The organism is Streptomyces sp. NPDC006687 (assembly GCF_040636215.1).
GTDB lineage: Bacteria > Actinomycetota > Actinomycetes > Streptomycetales > Streptomycetaceae > Streptomyces.
In genome coordinates this window covers 17732-35356 of record NZ_JBEYJJ010000010.1, presented here as the reverse complement: position 1 = coordinate 35356, position 17625 = coordinate 17732, and the positions used below count along the sequence as shown (strand labels likewise).

Below are 17625 nucleotides of genomic sequence, written 5' to 3'. Positions count from 1 at the left end.
CCGCCACGGCGGGCGTCCCCCGGCGCCCGGACCACATCCCGGCCGGGCGGGACCGGCGCCCCGCCCGGCCCGGGCGTGGCCCCGGGCCGGGGAGCGGCCGGGCGGTTAGGGTGGGGCCCTGTCGACCCGACCCACCGGGGGCCCGATGAAGATCCTCGTCTCCGCCGACATGGAAGGCGCCACCGGCGTCACCTGGCCCGCCGACGTGCTGCCGGGGACCCCGCAGTGGGAGCGCTGCCGGGCCATGTTCACCTCCGACGTCAACGCCGCCGTCCTCGGCTTCTACGACGGCGGCGCCGACGAGGTCCTCGTCAACGAGGCCCACTGGACCATGCGCAACCTCCTGCTGGAGGAACTCGACCCCCGCGCCGAGATGATCACCGGCCGGCACAAGTCCCTCTCCATGGTCGAGGGGGTCCAGCACGGGGACGTCGACGGCGTCGCCTTCGTCGGCTACCACACCGGCGCCGGCTCCGAGGGGGTCCTCGCCCACACCTACCTCGCCAACTCCCTCACCGGGGTCTGGCTCGACGGTCGGCGGGCCAGCGAGGGCATGCTCAACGCCCATGTCGTCGCCGAGTACGGGGTCCCCGTCATCCTCGTCACCGGCGACGACCTCACCTGCGCCGACGCCGCCGGATACGCCCCCGGCGCGCGCACCGTCGCCGTCAAGGACCACGTCTCGCGCTACGCGGCCGTCTGCCGCACCCCCGCCCGTACCGCCGCCGACATCCGGGCCGCCGCGGCCGGGGCCGTCGAGCTCGCCGTCCGACACGAGCCGGTGCGCGCCGGGCCGCACACGGTCGAGGTGGAGTTCGACGCGGAGCACCTGTCGATGGCCGCCACCGTCGTCCCCGGCGTCGAACGGACCGGCGAACGCAGGATCGCCTACACCAGCGGGACCATGTACGAGGGGATCCGGACCTTCAAAGCGGTCACCACCGTCGTCTCGGCGGCTCTGGAGGAGCACTATGGCTGACATGGAACGGCTGGACGGCGGCCCCTGCGTGGCGGCACTCGATCCCGGTACCGGCGCCCCCGACGGTGCGGCGCTGGACGCGGCGGCCTTCGACGAGGCGGTCGCCTTCACCTCCGGGCTGATCCGCATCGACACCAGCAACCGGGGCGGCGGCGACTGCCGGGAGCGGCCCGCCGCCGAGTACGCCGCCGAACGCCTCGCCGGCGCCGGACTGGACCCCGTCCTCCTGGAACGCACCCCCGGCCGCACCAACGTGGTGGCCCGCATCGAGGGCACCGACCCCTCCGCTCCCGCCCTCCTCGTCCACGGCCACCTCGACGTGGTCCCCGCCGAGGCCGCCGACTGGAGCACGGACCCCTTCTCCGGCGAGGTCCGCGACGGGGTGGTCTGGGGCCGGGGCGCGGTGGACATGAAGAACATGGACGCCATGGTGCTGGCCGTCGTACGGGCCTGGGCGCGCACCGGCGTACGGCCCCGGCGGGACATCGTCATCGCCTTCACCGCCGACGAGGAGGACAGCGCCGTCGACGGCTCGGGATTCCTCGCCGACCAGCATGCGCACCTCTTCGAGGGCTGTACGGAGGGCCTCAGCGAGTCCGGCGCCTTCACCCTGCACGCCGGCCCCGGCCGGCCCCTGTACCCCATCGCTGCCGGTGAACGCGGCACCGCCTGGCTGAGACTGACCGCGCACGGCCGCACCGGCCACGGCTCCAAGCCCCACCCGGACAACGCCGTCACCCGGCTCGCCGCCGCCGTCGCCCGGATCGGGGCGTACGCGTGGCCGGTCCGCCTCACCGCCACCGTCGCCGCCTGCATCACCGAACTCGCCGCCCTCCAGGGCCTGTCCGTGGACCCGCGCGCCCCCGGCTTCGACCTCGAAGCGGTCCTCGGCAAACTCGGCCCGGCCGCCGCCCTGGTCGAGGCCACCCTGCGCAACAGCGCCAACCCGACGATGTTCAGCGCCGGTTACAAACTCAACGTGGTGCCCGGACACGCCATCGCCCACATTGACGGCCGCACCCTGCCCGGCGGCGAGGCCGAGTTCGCCGCCGTCCTCGACGAACTCACCGGCCCCGGCGTGGACTGGGAGTTCCACCACCGCGAGGTCGCCCTCGAAGCCCCCGTGGACGGGCGGACGTACGCGGTCCTGCGCGAGGCGGTCCAGCACTTCGACCCCGACGGGCACCCCGTCCCCTTCTGCATGGCGGGCGGCACCGACGCCAAGCAGTTCTCCCGCCTCGGCATCACCGGCTACGGCTACTCCCCGCTCAAACTGCCGCCGGGCTTCGACTACTGGGCCCTCTTCCACGGCGTGGACGAACGGGTCCCCGTCGACGCCCTCCACTTCGGCGTCCGGGTCCTGGACCGCGCGCTGCGGAACCTGTGAGCGGGGCCCGCCGATGACCGCCGCCGCAGCCTGCGCCCCCTACGGCAGCTGGCCCTCGCCGCTGACCGCCGCCCACGCCGCCGCCCACGACGGACGCCCCGAGTACCTGGGCACCGTCGGCGCCGAGGTGTGGTGGACCGAGCCCCGGCCCCAGGAGGGCGGCCGCCGCACCCTGGTGCGCCGGCCCGCCGACGGGGGTCCCGCCCGGGCGGTGCTGCCCGCCCCCTGGGACGTGCGCAGCCGGCTCACCGAGTACGGGGGCCTGCCCTGGGCGGGGGCCGAACGCGCCGACGGCGGGCCGGTGGTGGTCTTCGTCCACCACGCCGACCAGCGGCTGTACGCCTTCGAGCCCGACGCCCCCGGCGCACCGGCGCCCCGCCCGCTGACCCCGCTGTCGGCGGTCGGCGGCGGGCTGCGCTGGGCCGACCCGGTGCTGCGCGGGGCCGAAGTGTGGTGCGTTCTGGAGGAGTTCACCGGCCCCGGCCCGGGGGACGTGCGCCGGGTCGCGGCCGCCGTCCCGCTGGACGGGTCCGCCGCTACCGACCGAACCGCCGTGACCGAGCTCACCGACGACCGGCACCGCTTCCGTACCGGGCCGAAGCTCTCCCCGGACGGGCGCGGCGCCGCCTGGCTGGTGTGGGACCACCCCCGGATGCCCTGGGACGGTACGGAGCTCCAGCTGGCCGACGTCCGCCCCGACGGCACGCTCGCAGCGCCCCGTACGGTGCTTGGCGGGGAGCGGGAGGCCGTCGCCCAGGCGGCGTGGGCCGCGGACGGGAGCCTGCTCGCGGTGAGCGACCGCAGCGGCTGGTGGAACCCGTACCGGGTGGACCCCGGCGGCGGCGAGCCCGTTGCCCTGTGCCCCCGGGAGGAGGAGTTCGGCGGCCCGCTGTGGAAGCCGGGGCTGACCTGGCTGGCGCCGCTGCCGGACGGCCTGCTGGCGGTGCTGCACGGCCAGGGCTCCTCCGTCCTCGGCGTCCTGGACCCCGACAGCGGCGACCTGGTCGACGCCGCCGGGCCGTGGACCGCCTGGCAGCCCTCGCTCGCCGTCAGCGGCACCCGCGTCTACGGGGTCGCCGCCAGTCCGCGCAGCGCGTACGAGGTGGTCGAGCTGGACACCGCCACGGGGCACGCCCGGGTGGTGGGCGCCCAGGCCGCGGACCCCGTGGACCCCGCCCACTACCCCGAACCGCAGAGCCGGACCTTCGCCGGCCCCGGCGGCCGGGAGATCCACGCCCACGTCTACCCGCCCCACCACCCCGCCCTGCTGGGCCCCGCCGACGAGCTGCCCCCGTACGTGGTGTGGGCCCACGGCGGCCCCACCGCGCACGTGCCGCCCGTACTGGACCTGCACATCGCCTACTTCACCTCCCGGGGCATCGGCGTCGTCGAGGTGAACTACGGCGGCTCCACCGGCTACGGCCGCGCCTACCGCGAACGGCTGCGCGAACAGTGGGGCGTGGTGGACGTCGAGGACTGCGCGGCCGTCGCCCGCGCCCTGGCCGACGAGGGCACCGCCGACCCCGCCCGGCTCGCCATCCGGGGCGGCAGCGCGGGCGGCTGGACGGCCGCCGCCTCCCTGGCCGCCACGAGCCTGTACGCCTGCGCGGCGATCATCTACCCGGTGCTGGACCTGAGGGGCTTCGCCACCGAGACCCACGACCTCGAATCCCACTACGCCGAGAGCCTGGCCGGCCCGCCCCAGGCCCTGGAACTGCGCTGCCGCGAACGCTCGCCCGTCGCCCGCGCCGACCGGATCACCGCCCCGTTCGTCCTCCTCCAGGGCCTGGAGGACCCCGTCTGCCCGCCGGCCCAGGCCGAACGCCTGCTGGCCGCCCTCCGCGCCCGCACCCCCGCGGTCCCGCACGCCTACCTCACCTTCGAGGGCGAGGGGCACGGCTTCCGCCGCGCGGAGACGATGGTCCGCGCCCTGGAGGCCGAACTCTCCCTCTACTCGCAGGTGTTCGGCCTCGGCCGGACCGACGTCCCCCGGCTGGAGCTGCGCCCGGAACGAGCTGTCTAACCTGGGGCGATGCCTCCTCACACCCCCACGTACCTGAGCCAGGGCCCGCGGGTCGGCCTGCGCCCCCTGCGGGCCGCCGACGGACCGGAGTTCACCGCCCGGGTCCGCGAGAGCCGCGCCCTGCACGAGCCCTGGCTGTTCCCGCCGGCCACGATTGAGGAGTACGAGCCGTACGCCGCCCGCCTGGCCCAAGGGGCGCCGGGGGCGGGCTTCCTGGTCTGCGATCTCGCCGACGGGGCCATCGCCGGGTTCATCAACGTCAACAACATCGTGCGGGGCGCCTTCCAGTGCGGGGCGCTCGGCTACGGCGCCTTCGCCCACGCGGCGGGGCGCGGGCTGCTGGGGGAGGGGCTCGACCTGCTCCTCGCGTACGCCTTCGCCGGGACCGGCCTGGCCCTGCACCGGCTGGAGGCGAACATCCAGCCGGGCAACGCCGCTTCGATCGCCCTGGTCCGCGGGCGGGGCTTCCGCCGCGAGGGCCTCTCCCCGGACTTCCTCCATGTGGCGGGGGCCTGGCGCGACCACGAACGCTGGGCCCTCACCGCCCCGCCGGAACCCCGCGCGGGGGCCTTTGCGTAATCCTGACCGGTGGTGATGTGCGGAACCCCTGTGCACCGGCTGCGGCGGCGTGTTCCATTTCCCCATGGCCACCACCGTCCGACGTGTCCCACTGACCCTCCCCGCCGCCTCCCTGGGCCCCGACAACCCCCTGCCCGCCCTGCGCGCCCCCGACGGGGTGCACGAGCTGGACGAGCGTGCCCGCGAAGGGCTGCCGCGCGACATGGCCCGCCAGATCGGCCACGAGCCGCTGCGCTCCCTGCTGCCCGTCCGGATCCGCGACGGATACGGGCGGCAGCGCACGGAACGGGAGTTCGAGGCCCTCGTCATCGACAACGGCCGGCTGCGCGCCACGGTGCTCCCGGGGCTCGGCGGACGGATCCACTCGCTCGTCCACCTGCCCACCGGCCGCGAACTCCTCTACCGCAACCCGGTGTTCCAGCCCGCGAACTTCGCCCTCAACGGGGCCTGGTTCTCCGGCGGCATCGAGTGGAACATCGGCGCCACCGGCCACACCGCCCTGTCCTGCTCCCCGCTGCACGCCGCGCTCGTCCCGGCGCCCGACGGGGGCGTGATGGTCCGGCTGTGGGAGTGGGAACGGCTGCGCGACCTGCCGTTCCAGGTGGACCTGTGGCTGCCGGAGGACTCCGACTTCCTGTACGCCGGGGTCCGCGTGCGCAACCCGCACGAACGGCCCGCCGCCGTCTACTGGTGGTCCAACACCGCCGTCCCCGAGGACTCCGGCACACGGGTCCTCGCCCCGGCGGAGGAAGCCTGGCACTTCGGGTACGAGCGCTCCCTGCGGCGGATCCCCGTACCCCGGTGGGAGGACGCCGACCGCACGTACCCGCTGGAGAGCACCTACCCCGCCGACTTCTTCTACGAGGTCGAGCCCGAGGCCGCGGACCGGCCCTGGATCGCCGCCCTCGACTCCGCCGGGCAGGGGCTGGTGCAGGCGTCCACGGGAGTGCTGCGCGGGCGCAAGCTGTTCGTGTGGGGCGCGGGCCCGGGCGGGCGGCGCTGGCAGGAGTGGCTGACGGAGCCCGGCACCGGAGGCTACGCGGAGATCCAGGCGGGTCTGGCGCGGACCCAGCTGGAGCACGTACGGCTGGACACCGGGGCGGAGTTCAGCTGGCTGGAGGCGTACGGGCCGCTGTCCGCGGATCCGGAGGCGGTGCACGGCGCCGACTGGGGCGCGGCCCGTACGGCGGCCGGGAAGGCGCTCGACGCGGTGCTGCCGCCGGGCACCCTCGACGCCGCCCACGAGGCGTGGCGGCGCGCCGGCGCCGACGCCGAACCGGACGGCGGCCCGGGGGAGTGGCTGGCGCGGGGCTCGGGCTGGGGCGCGCTGGAGGTGCTGCGCGCGGGCTTCGACCTGCCCGGCACCCCGTTCCCGGAGGCCACCCTGGAGGAGGCCCAGGAGCCGTGGCTGGCGTTGTGGCGCACCGGCGTCCTCCCCGCCCCGCGGCGGGTCGTCCCGCCGGGACCGAGCCTGGTCGCCCCGCACTGGCGGGACATGCTGGAGACCGCCCCGGCGGACCCGCTCACCGAGTACCACCTGGGCGTGGCCCAGTGGCACGCCGGTGACACCGCACAGGCCGTACGCAGCTGGGAGCGCGGGCTGGCGCTGGCCCCCTCGCGGTGGCCACTGCTGCGCTGCCTGGCGGTGGCGGACGCGCTGGCGGGTGACCCGGAGCGGGCGGCCGACCGCTACGCGGAGGCGTTCGAGGACCTGGCCGGGGAGACCCGGGGCGGGGAGGCGTGGGAGGCGGCGGAGTCCGCGCTCGGCCGGGAGGCCATGACCGCCCTGCTGGCGGCGGGCCGCCCGGCCGCGGCGCGGGCCGTCTGGGAGCGGCTGCGGCCCGCGCTGCGGGAGCAGGGGCGCTTCCGGCTGCTCGCCGCGCGGCTGCTCGCGGCGGAGGGGCACGTGGGCGCGGCCCGGCGTGTTTTCGAAGACGGCTTCGAACCGGCGGACCTCCGGGAGGGCGAGGAATCCCTCACCCACCTCTGGTCCACCCTCTCCCCGTCCCCGCTCCCTGCGTCGTACGACTTCCGCATGCGGCCTTCGACGTAGCGGGGCGGGGGGCCGCTGCACGGGGCGCCCCCGGCCTCGATCGCCGGCGGGGCTGGAGACAGCCCCGCCGGCGACTGAGGCGCGGGGTCGGGGGCGGAGCCCCAGAGAACGGGTGAAGGGCGGGGCGGGGAGGCGGCTCCGCGCGGCGGCCGGCTCAGGCCCGGCACAGCAGCTCCCCGTTCAGCACCGAGAACCACGCGTCGGCGGCCGCCCCCCATTCCCGCCACGCGGCAGCGATACCGGCCAGCTGCGCCCCCGTCGCCTGCCGCCCCCGCTCCACGACCTCCGCGTACGAGGACGCCGTCGTCCGGTCCGCCCACAGCCCGGACCACCACGCCACCTCCTCCGGCGTCGCGTAGCACCACGCCGTCGCCGACGCCCGGACCTCCGTGAAACCCGCCGCCCGGGCCCAGGACAGCAGCCGCCGCCCGGCATCCGGCTCGCCGCCGTTGGCGCGGGCCACCCGCCGGTACAGCTCCAGCCACTCCTCCAGCCCCGGCGTCGCCGGATACCAGGTCATCGCCGCGTAGTCCGCGTCCCGCACCGCCACGATCCCGCCCGGCCGGCACACCCGCCGCATCTCCCGGAGGGCCCGTACCGGGTCGCCGACGTGCTGGAGCACCTGGTGGGCGTGGACCACGTCGAAGGTGTCGTCCGGGAACTCCAGCGCGTGGACGTCCGCCACCGCGAAGTCGACGGCCCCCTCCAGCCCCCGCTCCGCCGCGTACGCGGCCGCCTGGTCCAGCACGTCCGGCGCCGCGTCGACCGCCGTGACCCGGCCGCCCGGGCCCACCAGGTCCGCCAGGTCCGCGGTGATGGTGCCGGGGCCGCACCCCACGTCCAGCAGTCGCATACCGGGCCGCAGCTCACCGATCAGGTAGGCGGCCGAGTTGGCGGCGGTGCGCCAGCGGTGCGAGCGCAGGACCGACTCGTGGTGGCCGTGCGTGTAGACGGCCGTCTCGTGTGCGCGGGCATCGCTCATGACGGGCTCCTCCTCGGGGTCGAAGTGCTGTGATCACCGTAGGGGACCGGACCGCTCTCTGAGATAGCCGTTTTGGCATATGGACAGTCCCCTTGCGCGCCAAGCCCTTCCCCGGCAGGCTCCGAGCGCCGACCCGCCCGAAGGGCCCGCGCGCCCCCCGAAGCGCGGCGCGGACATACAACGAATAGCGGGCATCCAGCCGGAAATAATCGTATAAAGGGCAGGTCGACCGGCAGCGGCAGTGGCAGGGAAGGCGGGGCACGTGGCGGGGATGGCCGAGGGGACGACGCGGGGGCCGGCCGGGCCCGGGGTGTGGCGCCTGGCACCGGAGGGGCGGGGGCCGGTCCGGTACGGGCCGCCCGCCCCCGAGCCGGGCCTGCCGGTCCTCCCGCAGCTCAGGGACGTCCTCGCCGCAGCCGCCGACGAGGCCGCCCCCGAGCCCCCGGGCGGCGGGGACCCCGTGCGGGAGGCCGCCTGCCGTTACTGGGCCCGGCGCGGGCTGGCCACCGAGCCGGAGAACGTCGCCGCCGGACCCGGCGCGCCCGGCCTGCTGCTCGCCCTGCTCGGCGCCTACGGGGGCGACGTGCTGCTGCCCCGGCCCTGTCCCGCCTGGTGGACCCCGCAGGTCCGGCTGCTGGGACGGCGCGCCTACCACGTGCCCACCCCGGCCGAGTGCGGCGGCGTCCCCGACCCGTACGCCCTGCTGGAGACGGTACGGCGGGTGCGCGCCGAGGGCGGCGACCCGCGCGTGCTGCTGCTGTCGGTGGCCGACGACCCGACGGCCACCGTGCCGCCGCCCGAGATGCTGCGGGAGGCGTGTGAGGCGGCAGCGGGCGCCGGGCTGTTCGTGGTCAGCGACGAGAGCTGGCGCGACACCGTCCACCGGCCGCACGACACGCTGGTGCTGAGCCCCGCCGAGATGCTGCCCGACACGGCCGCCGTGCTGGTGGACCTCTCCGGCGCGCTGCTGCCGGGCGGCTGGCCCGCGGCCGTGGCCCGCTTCCCCGCCACCCCGCGAGGCACCTGGCTGCGCGCCCGCACCCTCGACATCCTCACCGCCACCGGCGCCCTGGTGGCGGGCCCCGTCGCGGTGGCCGCCGCGTACGCGCTGGACGAGCCGGACCCCATCTGCGGGCGGGCCCACGCGGCGGCCGCCCTGCACGGGGCGGTGGCGGAGGCCGTCCACCGGGAGCTGCTGGCCGCCGGGGCGCTGGCCCGCCCCCCGCAGGCCGGACGCCACCTCTACGCGGACCTCACCCCGCTGCGCACGGGCCTGGCCCGGCACGGGGTGGGGGACGCCATGGAGCTGGAGGACTGGCTCGGCGCACGGCTGGGCTCGCCCACCCCCGGCGGGCAGCGGTTCGCCGACGAACTGGGCGCGCTGCGGGTACGGCTGTCGACCGGCCCGCTCCTGGGCGCCACCCCGCGGGAGCGGCTCGCCGCCCTCGGCTCCCGCGACCCGCTGCGCCTGCCGCACGTCCGGGGCGCGCTCGACCTGCTCGGCTCGGTACTGGCCGGGCTGGCCGACTGACGCCGACGTCCGCCCGGCCGAACGGGCCGCCGCTGAAACGGAGACCGCTCGATGAGGGACCAGCCGGAAAGCCCCGTGACGACCGCCCCCGCCCCGGCCCCGCCCGGCCCCGCTGTGGCAGCCGGGGTGCGGGCCGTCGCTGCCCCGGCTCCCGTTCCCGCGGCGGCGCCCCGGCCCCTCGGGGAGGTCCGGGTGTGGCCGCGGTCGTTCCGGAACCGGCTGACCACGCCCCTGCCCGGGGTGCGGGCCTTCGCCCGGCTGGCGCGGGAGGGGGCCTTCCGGCCCGGGCCCGAGGGGCTGCGGGGGATCCCCGACCTGCCCTGCCGGCCCGCGCCGCTGCCCGCCGTGGCACCGGGCGCGGTCTGCGTGACCTGGGCCGGGCACGCGTCCTGGGTGATCCGGACCGGGGGGCTGACGGTGCTCACCGACCCCGTCTGGTCCTCGCGCATCCTCGGCACCCCGGCCCGGATGACGCCCCCGGGGGTGCGCTGGGAGGAACTGCCGCCCGTGGACGCCGTGGTGATCAGCCACAACCACTACGACCACCTCGACGCCCCCACCCTGAAACGGCTCCCCCGGGACACCGCCCTCTTCGTCCCCGCCGGCCTCGGCGGCTGGTGCCGCCGCCGGGGCTTTCGCCGGGTGACCGAGCTCGACTGGTGGGAGTCCGCCGAACTGGGCGGCGTACGCTTCGACTTCGTCCCGGCCCACCACTGGTCCAAACGCTCCCTGCTGGACACCTGCCGCACCCTGTGGGGCGGCTGGGTCATCACCGACCGGGCCGGCGCCGGCCGCGCGGTGTACTTCGCGGGCGACACCGGGTACGGGCACTGGTTCGGCGAGATCGGCCGCCGCCACCCCGGCATCGACCTCGCGCTGCTGCCCATCGGCGCCTACGCCCCGCGCTGGTGGCTGCGCGAGGTGCACACCGACCCGGAGGAGGCCGTACGGGCCTGCCTGGACCTGGGCGCCCGCCGGATGGCCCCGATGCACTGGGCCGCCTTCGTCCTCTCCGCCGAGCCGGTCATGGAACCCCTGCACCGCGTGCGGGCCGCCTGGGCCCGCACCGGCCGGCCCCGCGAGGACCTGTGGGACCTCCCCGTCGGCGCCTCCCGCACCCTCGCCCCCGAACCCGAACCCGAACCCGAAGCCGAAGCCGAAGCCGAAGCCGCACCCGCACCCGAACCCGCACCCGCACCCGAACCGGACGCGACGGCGGCGGCCCGGCCCCCGGCCTGAGCGGTCAGTCCCCCGCCCCGCCCGGATCCGGCAGAAAACGGCCCGCCTTCAGGGCGAGCTGGTCCGCGAAGTACTCCGCCGCGTCCGGCCGCATCCGGGCCAGGGCCACCATCCCGGTGATGATCACGTCGCACACCTCGTCGTGTACGTCGTCCCAGCTGTGCGAACGTCCCTTGCGCGGGTTGCTCCCGGTCGCGCCGATCACCGCCTGCGCCGCCTCCCCGAACTCCTCGCCGATCTTCAGCACTTGCAGCACATGGCTCTCCGGGGGCACCACCCCCCGCTGCGCGGCGGCCGCCTCGAACCGGGCGGCCAGCGCGTGGATCGTCGCCCAGGCGCCACCCGCGGGGCGGAGTTCCTCCGACATGCTGCCTCCTCACCGGGGGAGGGGAATCCACCCCCGCACCCCCTTCCCCCGGCCCGCCGGGCCTAGGCTTCACCCCGGCCGATTCGCCTGGAAGCGGAACTCGGCGGGGCCCTCCTCCCCGGGCCGGGATCGGAGTAGGGTCGGGCGCCATGGATGCGTTGCGCGTGGCCGCGATCGCCAGCCTGGCCCCGCTGGAGGAACTCGACGCCGACCCCTTCGCCGTGGACACCCGGAGCCAGCAGGCCATGTGCGCCCGCTGGGCCGCCGCGCACGGCTACGTGGTCACCCGGCAGCTGCTCTTCTACGGGCTGCGGGCCGACCACTGCGGGCTCTGGAGCGATGTGGACGCCGGCCTGGTGGACCTGTTCGTCGCCCCCAACCGCCGGGTCCTGGCCCGCGCGCTGCGCTCCGTCGAGGAGTTCACCGCCGAGTGCGAGCGGCGCGGGGTGCGGCTGGAGACCGCCGGGCTGGACGAGCCGCGCTACACCTCCGCCATGAAGGCCGAGGTGCACCGCCGGCTGTCCATGCCCACCGCCGGCTACGACGGCACCTGAGGCGGTCCCCGCCCCTGCCGCCGCCGCTGCCCCGCGCCGCGGGCCCGTGGGAATCCTCCGCCCCGGTGATCTTCGGCCGGAGGATCCCCCGCAGGAGCGCCCTCCGGGCGGAATCTTTCCTTCCGGAAGCCCTCCGGTGCCGGACGAAACCCGGTGATTTGTCGCCGACTTCGCCGTGGTCAACCATGTGGGGACCTGCCCACCATGTGAGACATCCAGAGGCGCACCACCGATGACCAGCACCGCAGCCCCGCCCGCCGAGGAACGCACCACCCCCGGGGAGGCCGCCGCCACCCATCGGCCCGCCGACCGGCACACCCGCCGCTTCGGTCTCCCCGTCGCCGTCTGCCTCGTCATGGGCAATGTCATCGGCGGCGGGATCTTCCTCCTCCCCGCCTCGGTCGCCCCCTTCGGCACCATCAGCCTGCTGTCCTTCGCCGTCCTGACCGTCGGCGCGATCGCCCTCGCCCTGGTCTTCGGCCGGCTCGCCCAGCGCCACCCGCAGACCGGCGGCCCCTACGTGTACGTACGGGCCGCCTTCGGTGACTTCGCGGGCTTCCTGGCCGCCTACAGCTACTGGATGACCGCCTGGGTCTCCAACGCCGCCCTGGCCGTGGCCTGCGTCGGCTACCTCGCCGTGCTCTTCCCGGCGGTCGGCGCCCACACCTGGACCATGTGCCTGGCCGCCCTCGCCGTCCAGTGGCTGCCGGCCCTCTCCAACCTGGCCGGCACCCGCTACGTCGGCGCGGTGCAGGTGGTCGCGACCGTCCTGAAGCTGGTGCCGCTGCTGCTCGTGGCCGTCGGCGGGCTGTTCTTCTTCGACCCGGCCAACCTCGGCCCCTTCCAGGCCACCGGCCAGGGCCCGGTCGGGGCGGTCTCCGCGTCCGCCGCGATCCTGCTCTTCAGCTACATCGGCGTCGAGTCCGCCGCCGTCAGCGCGGGCGAGGTCCGCGACCCGGCCCGCAACGTGGGCCGGGCCACCGTCCTCGGCACCGTCGGCGCGGCCGCCGTCTACCTGCTCGGCACCCTGGCGGTCTTCGGGCTGGTGGCCCACGACAAGCTGGTCTCTTCCCAGGCCCCCTTCAGCGACGCCGTCGACGCCATGTTCGGCGGCACCTGGGGCGGCACGCTCGTCGCCGGCGCCGCCGTGATCTCGATGGTCGGCGCCCTCAACGGCTGGACCCTTCTCGGCGCGCAGACGCCGTACGCGGCGGCCAAGGACGGGCTCTTCCCGAAGGTCTTCGAGAAGAAGCAGCGCGGGGTGCCCGTGGCCGGCGTCCTCGTCACGGCCGTCCTGGCCTCCGCCCTGACCGTGTACAACTACACGGCCGGATCCGCGGCGGTCTTCGAGGCCCTGGTCCTGATCACCACCTTCACGGCGACCGTCCCCTACCTGCTCTCCACCGCCGCCCAGCTGTACTTCCTGGCCTCGGGCCAGTCGGAGCGGGTCCGGCGCGGGCAGCTGCTGCGCGACGGCGTCCTCGCCGCCGTGGCCTTCGCCTTCTCGATGTGGCTGGTCGCCGGATCCGGGTACGCGGCCGTCTACCAGGGCGTGCTGTTCCTCTTCGCGGGCGTCCTGGTCCACGCCCTGATGTCCGCCCGAAAGCGGCGCGCGACCGCCTGACCGCGGTGGGCCGTCACCCGGACGGCCTACACCGGATGCCGCCGCCGCCACGCCGGGGCAGTCTGTGGCCATCGAACGTCGTCACCCACAGACGAGGACCGCGCCATGTCCCAGATCCGGCGTATCGGCGTCATGACCGGGGTTGCAGCCCTCCTGCTGGCCGGCACCGCGTGCTCGGCGGGCCGTACCACGGTGGGCACGCTCACCTTCAGGGGCCACGACTCCCCCGTGGAGGTGAGCTACTCCAACACCTCCGTGGAGGGCTGCCACCGCATCGGCATGCCGCACGGGGCCACGCACGTCGCGAACAACACCCTCGTCGACGTGATCCTGTACCGGACGCCGGACTGCCGGCCGGGCGAACCCCAGGACGGGATCTACGTCGCGACCACCCTCTCGAACGTGACGGCCCCCTCCAGCCTGCCCTGGCGCAGCTGGAGCGTCGTCCACTGACCCGCCCGTGCGGGCCCGGAACCGTCCGGGCCCGGAACGGAACGACGGAGCCCCCGGCCGCCAGGCCGGGGGCTCCGTGCGTGTCCGGTGCGGATCAGTCCAGGTAGTCGCGCAGCACCTGCGAACGCGACGGGTGGCGCAGCTTCGACATGGTCTTGGACTCGATCTGGCGGATGCGCTCACGGGTCACCCCGTACACGCGGCCGATCTCGTCCAGCGTCTTCGGCTGGCCGTCGTTGAGGCCGTAGCGCATGGAGACCACGCCCGCCTCGCGCTCCGAGAGCGTGCCCAGGATCGACTGGAGCTGCTCCTGGAGGAAGGTGAAGGACACCGCGTCCGCCGGCACGACCGCCTCGGAGTCCTCGATGAGGTCACCGAACTCGCTGTCGCCCTCCTCACCCAGGGGGGTGTGCAGGGAGATCGGCTCACGGCCGTACTTCTGGACCTCGATGACCTTCTCGGGGGTCATGTCGAGCTCCTTGCCCAGCTCCTCCGGGGTGGGCTCGCGGCCCAGGTCCTGGAGCATCTGGCGCTGCACACGGGCGAGCTTGTTGATGATCTCGACCATGTGCACGGGGATGCGGATGGTGCGGGACTGGTCGGCCATGGCACGCGTGATCGCCTGCCGGATCCACCAGGTCGCGTACGTGGAGAACTTGAAGCCCTTGGTGTAGTCGAACTTCTCCACGGCGCGGATCAGACCGACGTTGCCCTCCTGGATCAGGTCCAGGAAGAGCATGCCGCGGCCGGTGTAGCGCTTGGCCAGCGAGACCACGAGGCGGAGGTTGGCCTCCAGCAGGTGGTTCTTGGCACGGCGGCCGTCCTCGACGAGGATCTCCAGCTCGCGCCGGAACGCGGGCTTGTGGTCCTCCTCCTCTTCGAGCTTGTACTCGGAGAAGAGGCCCGCCTCGATGCGCTTGGCGAGCTCGACCTCCTGCTCGGCGTTGAGCAGCGGCACCTTGCCGATGAGCTTGAGGTAGTCCTTGACGGGGTCGGCGGTGGCGCCGGCGACCATGACGGTCTGCGCCGGGGCGTCGTCCTCGTCGTCGTCGGACAGGACGAAGCCCTGGGCGCCCGCCTTGGGCGCCTCCTCCTCGGTGTCCTCGGCGAGGTCCTCGACGGCCCAGTCCTCACCCTCGACGGCTGGGGTCTCGGCGTCGTCGGCGTCCTTGGCGCTGGTCTTCTTCGCGGCGGTCTTCTTGGTGGCCGTGGTCTTCTTGGCCGCGGTCTTCTTGACCGTGCGCTTCTTGGGCTCGGCGGCGGCCTCGGCCGACTCCTCGCCGGGTGCGGCGGCCGACGGAGCGGATATCGCCGCGGCGGCAGCCGGGGCGGCGGCGACGGACGCCTTGCGCGCGCCGATGGGGCGCGGCGCGGCGGGCGCCTTCTTGGTCACGGTGCGGGCCGGGGCGGCGGCTGCCTTGCGGGGCTTCTTGGCAGCAGCCTTGGTGGCGGGGGCGGCGCTGACGTGGAGGGCGACACCCTCCTCGTCCAGGACCTGGTTCAGGCTGCGCAGGACCCGCTTCCACTGGTCCACCGGGATGCGGCCGGCCTCGAAAGCCTGGCGCACATCGTCACCGTTGATGTGACCCTGCTCGCGGCCGCGCTCGACGAGCGCGACGAGGGCCTCCGATTCGGCGATCTCCGGAGGGAACGTACGGGACGGGCTGAGCGACACAAGGAGCCTCTCGTTGCGAACAGATAGGGGTGAGCGGGAATCATCGCGCGGACTCGGGAAACAGTCCCCACAGGAGCTGTATTCCGGGGCCGCGCGAGGACACCTGTCGGTTCATCGCGTGCCCGAGTCGATTCGTTACGCGCTGAATTGAGTGACCTGCGCCACGCTGTGGCCGGGCAACCCTTCCCGCGTGATTCCGTCCGCGCCGGATTCGGTGCCCGCACCGCGCCGCTCGCACGCCCCCGCATCAGCCCGGCTTGCGGGCCTCGATGAGGAACCGGGCGGTGTGCGCGACGAACGGGCCGTCGCGCTCGATCCGTTCGTGGAGCTCGCGCAGCCGGTCCCGGTAACGCCCGACCGTGAAGCCCGGCACCATCCAGATCACCTTCCTCAGGAAGTAGATCACGGCTCCGACGTCGTGGAATTCCGTACGCAGCCGCTCGGAGCGCAGGTCGACCACCTCCAGGCCCGCCTTCTCCGCCTCCGCCACCGCGTCGTCGGGGTGCCGGGCGCGCCGGACCTCCTCCGGCTGGGGGCCCAGGAAGAACTCGACGAGCTCGAAGACGCTGGCCGGTCCGACCTGCTGCGAGAGGTACCTGCCGCCCGGGGTGAGCACCCGGGCGATCTCCTCCCACCAGATGGTCACCGGGTGCCGGCTGGCCACCAGCTCGAAGGCCGCCTCGCCGAAGGGCAGGGGCGGCTCGTCGGCGTCCGCGACCACCACGGCGCCCAGCGGGTGCAGCAGCCGGGTGGCCCGCTCGATGTTCGGCGGCCAGGACTCCGTGGCCGCCGTCAGCGGCGGCAGCGGGGCCGCCCCGGCCAGGACCTCGCCGCCGCCCGTCTGGATGTCCAGGGCGGAGCTGACACGGGCCAGGCGCTCGCGCAGCAGCCGCTGGTACCCCCAGGAGGGACGCTGCTCGGTGGCCCGGCCGTCGAGCCAGGAGAAGTCCCAGCCGTCCACCGAGACGGACTCCGCTTCCGCGACAAGATGGTCGAAAGTACGCGTCATCCTTCGATCGTCCCAGCTGTGGCACCGCCCATCCACCCGATAATCCGACACGACGGTTCGACTACAGTGGGACCCGGGCCGTGACTGGCGTTCGGGTGGATCACCACCGGGGAGCGGCCCCGCGTACGCCGCATCCCGTACGCAGACTGCCGCGCGCCTGGGCGAAACCGCGATCCGATCCGCACCGCGATCCGCAGCGACGTTCAGGAGACCCCGTGACGACTGCCCCCACCGCCCACGCCCAGCTCATGGACGGCACCGCCCTCGCCCGCCGCATCTCTCAGGAGACCGCCGCCCTCGCGGCGAAGATCACCGAGCGCACCGGCACCGCGCCCTGCCTGGCCACCGTCCTGGTCGGCGAGGACCCCGCGTCCGTGACGTACGTCCGCATGAAGCAGAACCGCTGCGCCAAGGCCGGGATCACCTCCCGCCACGTGGAGCTGCCCGCCGCGACCACCACCGAGGAGCTCGTCGCCACCATCACGGCCCTCTCCGAGGACCCGGAGATCAGCGGCATCCTGCTCCAGCACCCGGTCCCGCACCACATCGACGAGCGGGCGGCCTTCGAGGCCATCGCCCCCGGCAAGGACGTCGACGGGGTCACCATGCACTCCTTCGCCGCCATGGGCTTCGGCCTGCCGGGCTTCGTCTCCTGCACCCCCGGCGGCATCATGCGGCTGCTCGCCGAGTACGACGTGGACCTCACCGGCAAGCACGCCGTCGTGGTCGGCCGCAGCGCGATCCTCGGCAAGCCCGCCGGGATGCTGCTGCTGGAGCAGAACGCCACCGTCACCTACTGTCACTCCCGCACCCAGGACCTGTCCTCGATCGTCCGCCAGGCCGATGTGCTCGTCGCCGCCGTCGGCAAGGCCGAGTTCATCCGGGGCGAGGACATCAAGCCGGGCGCGGTCGTCCTGGACGCCGGCTACAACGAGGGCAACGTCGGCGACGTCCACTTCGAGTCGGCCGCCGCCCGCGCCTCCCTGATCACCCCGGTGCCCGGCGGTGTGGGCCCGATGACCATCGCGGTCCTGCTGGAGCAGACGGTCCGCGCCGCCGCCGCCCAGGCCGGCCTCGACCTCACGGCCCTCTGATCCCGCCAGGCCCTGGTACGACGGCGCCCCGGACCCCGGCGGTCCGGGGCGCCGGGCGTTCGCGGCGGGCACCGGC

15 protein-coding genes and 1 riboswitch are annotated in these 17625 nt (G+C 74.9%); of the genes, 11 read left to right on the top strand and 4 right to left on the bottom strand.

Going from position 1 to position 17625, the window contains the following annotated elements:
* Positions 1–145: 145 nt before the first annotated feature.
* The 5 genes from ABZ716_RS15060 (at position 146) to ABZ716_RS15040 (ending at position 7021) form a co-directional block, all read left to right on the top strand.
* On the top strand, positions 146–979 hold the full coding sequence (locus ABZ716_RS15060) for a M55 family metallopeptidase (protein WP_358814607.1): 834 nt from the start codon (positions 146–148) through the stop codon (positions 977–979).
* A 1-nt stretch (position 980) separates the two neighbouring features.
* Positions 981–2366, top strand: a complete 1386-nt coding sequence (locus tag ABZ716_RS15055) for a M20/M25/M40 family metallo-hydrolase (protein WP_358959444.1) — start codon at positions 981–983, stop codon at positions 2364–2366.
* Between the two features lie 13 nt (positions 2367–2379).
* Entirely contained in the window at positions 2380–4389 is a 2010-nt protein-coding gene (locus ABZ716_RS15050; RefSeq protein WP_358959207.1) for a prolyl oligopeptidase family serine peptidase, read from the top strand.
* 9 nt (positions 4390–4398) lie between these two features.
* Positions 4399–4968: a GNAT family protein gene (locus ABZ716_RS15045; protein ID WP_358959205.1), complete on the top strand. Its 570-nt coding sequence runs from the start codon at positions 4399–4401 to the stop codon at positions 4966–4968.
* Positions 4969–5032: 64 nt separating this feature from the next.
* Entirely contained in the window at positions 5033–7021 is a 1989-nt protein-coding gene (locus ABZ716_RS15040; protein WP_358959202.1) for a DUF5107 domain-containing protein, read from the top strand.
* Between the two features lie 154 nt (positions 7022–7175).
* On the opposite strand, the gene ABZ716_RS15035 is transcribed toward ABZ716_RS15040, so the two are convergent.
* A complete protein-coding gene (locus ABZ716_RS15035; protein ID WP_358959199.1) occupies positions 7176–8003 on the bottom strand; it encodes a methyltransferase domain-containing protein in 828 nt (275 codons plus the stop codon).
* Positions 8004–8313: 310 nt separating this feature from the next.
* Here ABZ716_RS15035 and ABZ716_RS15030 point away from each other — a divergent pair, with 310 nt between their 5' ends.
* Positions 8314–9534 carry an aminotransferase class I/II-fold pyridoxal phosphate-dependent enzyme gene (locus tag ABZ716_RS15030; protein ID WP_358959442.1) on the top strand — a complete coding sequence of 407 codons (1221 nt, stop codon included), beginning with the start codon at positions 8314–8316 and terminating at the stop codon, positions 9532–9534.
* 75 nt (positions 9535–9609) lie between these two features.
* Entirely contained in the window at positions 9610–10773 is a 1164-nt protein-coding gene (locus ABZ716_RS15025; protein WP_358959196.1) for an MBL fold metallo-hydrolase, read from the top strand.
* Positions 10774–10777: 4 nt separating this feature from the next.
* Here ABZ716_RS15025 and ABZ716_RS15020 read toward each other — a convergent pair whose 3' ends face one another.
* On the bottom strand, positions 10778–11140 hold the full coding sequence (locus tag ABZ716_RS15020; protein ID WP_358813919.1) for a MazG-like family protein: 363 nt from the start codon (positions 11138–11140) through the stop codon (positions 10778–10780).
* Between the two features lie 149 nt (positions 11141–11289).
* On the opposite strand from ABZ716_RS15020, the gene ABZ716_RS15015 reads away from it, so the two are divergent.
* From ABZ716_RS15015 to ABZ716_RS15005, 3 genes are all read left to right on the top strand, one after another.
* Positions 11290–11694 carry a hypothetical protein gene (locus tag ABZ716_RS15015; RefSeq protein ID WP_358813920.1) on the top strand — a complete coding sequence of 135 codons (405 nt, stop codon included), beginning with the start codon at positions 11290–11292 and terminating at the stop codon, positions 11692–11694.
* Between the two features lie 232 nt (positions 11695–11926).
* The gene (locus ABZ716_RS15010) at positions 11927–13318 is read left to right on the top strand and encodes an amino acid permease (RefSeq protein ID WP_358959193.1); all 1392 of its coding nucleotides are present in this window, start codon (positions 11927–11929) and stop codon (positions 13316–13318) included.
* A gap of 105 nt (positions 13319–13423) precedes the next feature.
* Entirely contained in the window at positions 13424–13771 is a 348-nt protein-coding gene (locus ABZ716_RS15005) for a hypothetical protein (RefSeq protein WP_358813922.1), read from the top strand.
* Positions 13772–13865: 94 nt separating this feature from the next.
* Here the strand turns inward: ABZ716_RS15005 and ABZ716_RS15000 are convergent, their stop codons facing one another.
* Both ABZ716_RS15000 and ABZ716_RS14995 read right to left on the bottom strand, forming a co-directional pair.
* Entirely contained in the window at positions 13866–15446 is a 1581-nt protein-coding gene (locus ABZ716_RS15000; RefSeq protein WP_358813923.1) for an RNA polymerase sigma factor, read from the bottom strand.
* A gap of 247 nt (positions 15447–15693) precedes the next feature.
* Positions 15694–16455: a methyltransferase domain-containing protein gene (locus ABZ716_RS14995; RefSeq protein ID WP_358813924.1), complete on the bottom strand. Its 762-nt coding sequence runs from the start codon at positions 16453–16455 to the stop codon at positions 15694–15696.
* 70 nt (positions 16456–16525) lie between these two features.
* Positions 16526–16625: riboswitch (ZMP/ZTP riboswitch) on the top strand.
* 78 nt (positions 16626–16703) lie between these two features.
* Here ABZ716_RS14995 and ABZ716_RS14990 point away from each other — a divergent pair.
* Entirely contained in the window at positions 16704–17549 is an 846-nt protein-coding gene (locus tag ABZ716_RS14990) for a bifunctional 5,10-methylenetetrahydrofolate dehydrogenase/5,10-methenyltetrahydrofolate cyclohydrolase (protein ID WP_358813991.1), read from the top strand.
* Positions 17550–17625 lie beyond the last annotated feature (76 nt).